Raw genomic sequence first — 3142 nt, forward strand, 5'->3', positions numbered from 1 at the left:
ATATTTGGCTTATAAGCACAAACATGTTCTTTGGTGGCATTGATGATTTGTTCAAGAAAAGTAAATAAGGGTTCGTTATCGTTTTTTTTAAGATGCAGAGGTATTTTGTCTGCATCAATGTCTAGACCTACAATTAAAGACGAATTGTTGGTTTTTTGTGCTTTTTGTAGTTTATCTTTAAAGTTCATTACAGGTCTTTAATAGTAAGCAATGTGTCGTAACTGAAACCTTCTTTAACAATATTTTCTTCAGCACCTTGTAGTCTATCGATAGTACCTAAGATAGCAGTGACATTATATCCAGCATCTCGCAGAATATTAGCTGATTTCAAAGCTGCACCAGCAGTTGTTAAAATATCTTCAATCAATAAGACATTTTTAGAACCTTTAATAGTCCCCTCAATTAATTTTGTTGTTCCATAGTCTTTTTCAGCTTTACGAACAATGACAAAATTAATACCTGATTTAATACTAACAGCAGCCACAATAGCTACTGCACCTAATTCCGGTGCAGCAAGCATATCAGTGTTTGGATAATCTTTTTTAATTTTTTGGGCAAAAGCGTCAGATAATTTATCTAAAATTACACTATTCGTTTCAAATAAATATTTATCTAAATAATAGTTGCTTTTCTTTCCTGATCTCAGGATAAATTCGCCTTCTAAATAAGCAGCGGCTTTTATCTGTTTTGCTAATTCTTGTAGACTCATAGTTAGACCTTAATAAAGAATACTTGCTGTGAGGCAGAAAACTTTAAAACTTCTGCACTTGGTGGTAGCACCAAATCCCCAATAACCAATTGTTCTTTGGCATCTAAATTAGCTACATTAACATCAACATGAGGGACAATCTCTTGAGGAAGAAGCATAAGCTGAAGTACATCTACTTTTTGTTGTAATCTTCCACCTTTTTGAACTCCTATTGGGTTTCCAACTGCTTTCACTAACAATTTAACTTTAACTTTATTAGTTTCATTAACTGTCTTGAAATCTAAGTGAAGAATCTTTTTAGAAATTGGATGAACTTGCGCCTCATATGTTATGGCATAAATAGTCTTTCCGTCTAAATCAAAGGAGAATATTGTGTTTTTGCCTAATACTCCTGTTAAAAGATGCTGACTTATTGTTTTGTAATCAACCTTCAGGCTAACGTTTTCCTTAAGATCTGTTCCATATAATTCAACGGGAATGAAATTTTGATTTCTAAGCTTGTTGACCTTTTCTTTACCGAATTCTGTACGTTTTTGAACTTCTATTTTTACTGCTTGCATTCTGCCATCACGTCCTCTCGCTACTTCAGATATTTCAGTTCACTTGTTCACTGGTTCAATAGTTCACTTGTTAGCTGATGGTTGTCATTTTGTTTATGACCGAAATATTTTAGCATAATTTAAAATTAGCGACAACATTGGTATAACTGTTAGCTGAAGCAAACAGGTTTATTTGTTTATGCGACTGCGTCGCTGTTTATTCGTTGAAAGGAAAAGAATAAAATCATCAAAGACATTTTAGCATTTATTTGCGTCATTCCCGCCTTCGCGGGAATGACTGTATATATAAACATTTAAACAGTTTTGGATTTACCATCCTTTCGGTATATAATCAAATTGCTTCCATTAATTGGGGGGTGTATTTGGTTTCGACATAGAGTATTCCTTGGATAAGGAGCGAGTCGAGGAGCTGCCCGGCCTCGTAAAAAGGCAGAAAAACATAAGTGCAGACACAAACGCATTTAAAGGTGCTTTCGCACCACAAGCAATCGCCGCTTAATATTTATTAGGTAGCGTCGTTAATATCTGGTGTTGACGACAGGTATTGATGTTATTTAGTCGACTTTTCTTATTAGTATGCGCTGGCTAATAGGAGAAACTAAAGTGCTTACTCTAGAGTTGCTTGCTTGTTAGTCGTTTTAGAGGACATTTTTAATAAGCTACACTCGTAGGGCCTTATCTATGGCGCTTTATGGACAGGGGTTCGACTCCCCTCACCTCCACCAAAAGGGTTGTTAACCCGAACCCTTTTTTAGGGTAAAAATGGGTAATTTCACAGTTTTTTAATAAATAGACAGGTTCGATATTTTTGGTTATAAAATATCGTGCAAATGTCGAACTTGTGTAAAATATTCGACCTGTCAGAAGATGTTGCGAAAAACCCTTATATTTGCGTTATATATCCATATTGAATACTTCCTTCCATGGTAGCGATAAAAACTTAATTTCTAGGCTGTTTTTACTGCAATGTACTGATTCTATGATTTCAGCTAAGGTTGTTTTGTGGTGACGAATATCTGGAAACGGATGATTGCTTTTATAACTGATTAATAATTTCTTGATTTCAGTAATATTTATAAGGGTTTCTTTGGTTTCGTTGATAAGTAATTGTTGTTTTAATATAGCGGATTTTAAAGATTTTTCATCACGTTCCAATTCTTGGATTTTATTATGGATTAGTTCTTTTTCTTGCTTAATAAACTCACTGGAAAGCAGACCATCTAGGTATTTATCTTTCTTTAATTTTAGTAGTGTTAGGGTGGTTTCTAGGTGCAATAAAGTTTTTTCTTGTTCATGAATATTAATATTTATAGCCTCGTTGTGCTTTAGAAGCTTGTTTTCTATTAAGCTGAACTGTTTTTCTTCTGATAAAGAAAGAATTATTCTGGAAACTTCTGCTTCTAATTTTAAGGTGCTGAAGTGGCTATTTTTGCATTTCTTACCTATATTTTTTGAACCTGTACATCTGTAATAAAAATATTTTTTATTATGTCTGTTTATGGTGTGGCTGGGGGCAAGGGGGGAGCCACACCATAAACAGAACACTTTCTTTGTTAGTAATAGATTTGTTCTACTGATGTTTTTTGTATAGGTTCTAGACTGGATGATTTTCTGGACTTTCTCAAAGGTAGTTTTGGAAATAATTGGCTGATGGATACCTTCATAAACTTGGTTTTTCCAATTGATTTTTCCTATATATACTTTTTGCTGTAATAGCTTGTATATGTGGCGTATATCCCATGGTTTGTTATCTCTATTCTTAAGGTTGTTTTCATTTAAGAAACTAGCAACCGCAGTAGTGGAATGGGTTTCTAGGAATTTCTGGAAGATTATTTCTATAATCTATTTTTCTTTAGTGTATGGCACTAATTCC

4 protein-coding genes and 1 other RNA gene are annotated in these 3142 nt (G+C 33.9%); 1 reads left to right on the forward strand and 4 read right to left on the reverse strand.

Going from position 1 to position 3142, the window contains the following annotated elements; translation table 11 throughout:
- From PHF25_09290 to PHF25_09300, 3 genes are all read right to left on the reverse strand, one after another.
- A partial coding sequence (locus PHF25_09290) for an orotidine-5'-phosphate decarboxylase (GenBank protein MDD4528201.1) occupies positions 1 to 188 on the reverse strand: 188 nt, incomplete at its 3' end.
- Positions 188 to 709 carry an orotate phosphoribosyltransferase gene (pyrE, locus tag PHF25_09295; protein ID MDD4528202.1) on the reverse strand — a complete coding sequence of 174 codons (522 nt, stop codon included), beginning with the start codon at positions 707 to 709 and terminating at the stop codon, positions 188 to 190. The genes PHF25_09290 and pyrE, both read right to left, overlap by 1 nt.
- Before the next feature lie 2 nt (positions 710 to 711).
- On the reverse strand, positions 712 to 1269 hold the full coding sequence (locus tag PHF25_09300; protein MDD4528203.1) for a 50S ribosomal protein L25: 558 nt from the start codon (positions 1267 to 1269) through the stop codon (positions 712 to 714).
- A 352-nt stretch (positions 1270 to 1621) separates the two neighbouring features.
- Between PHF25_09300 and ssrA the strand changes: the two genes are divergently transcribed.
- Positions 1622 to 1994, forward strand: a transfer-messenger RNA (tmRNA) gene (gene ssrA / locus PHF25_09305).
- A 169-nt stretch (positions 1995 to 2163) separates the two neighbouring features.
- On the opposite strand, the gene PHF25_09310 is transcribed toward ssrA, so the two are convergent.
- Positions 2164 to 2847, reverse strand: a complete 684-nt coding sequence (locus PHF25_09310) for a zinc ribbon domain-containing protein (GenBank protein MDD4528204.1) — start codon at positions 2845 to 2847, stop codon at positions 2164 to 2166.
- Between the last annotated feature and the right edge of the window lie 295 nt (positions 2848 to 3142).

The sequence above is a fragment of the Candidatus Margulisiibacteriota bacterium genome, from assembly GCA_028706105.1.
Lineage (GTDB): Bacteria > Margulisbacteria > Riflemargulisbacteria > GWF2-35-9 > DYQY01 > DYQY01.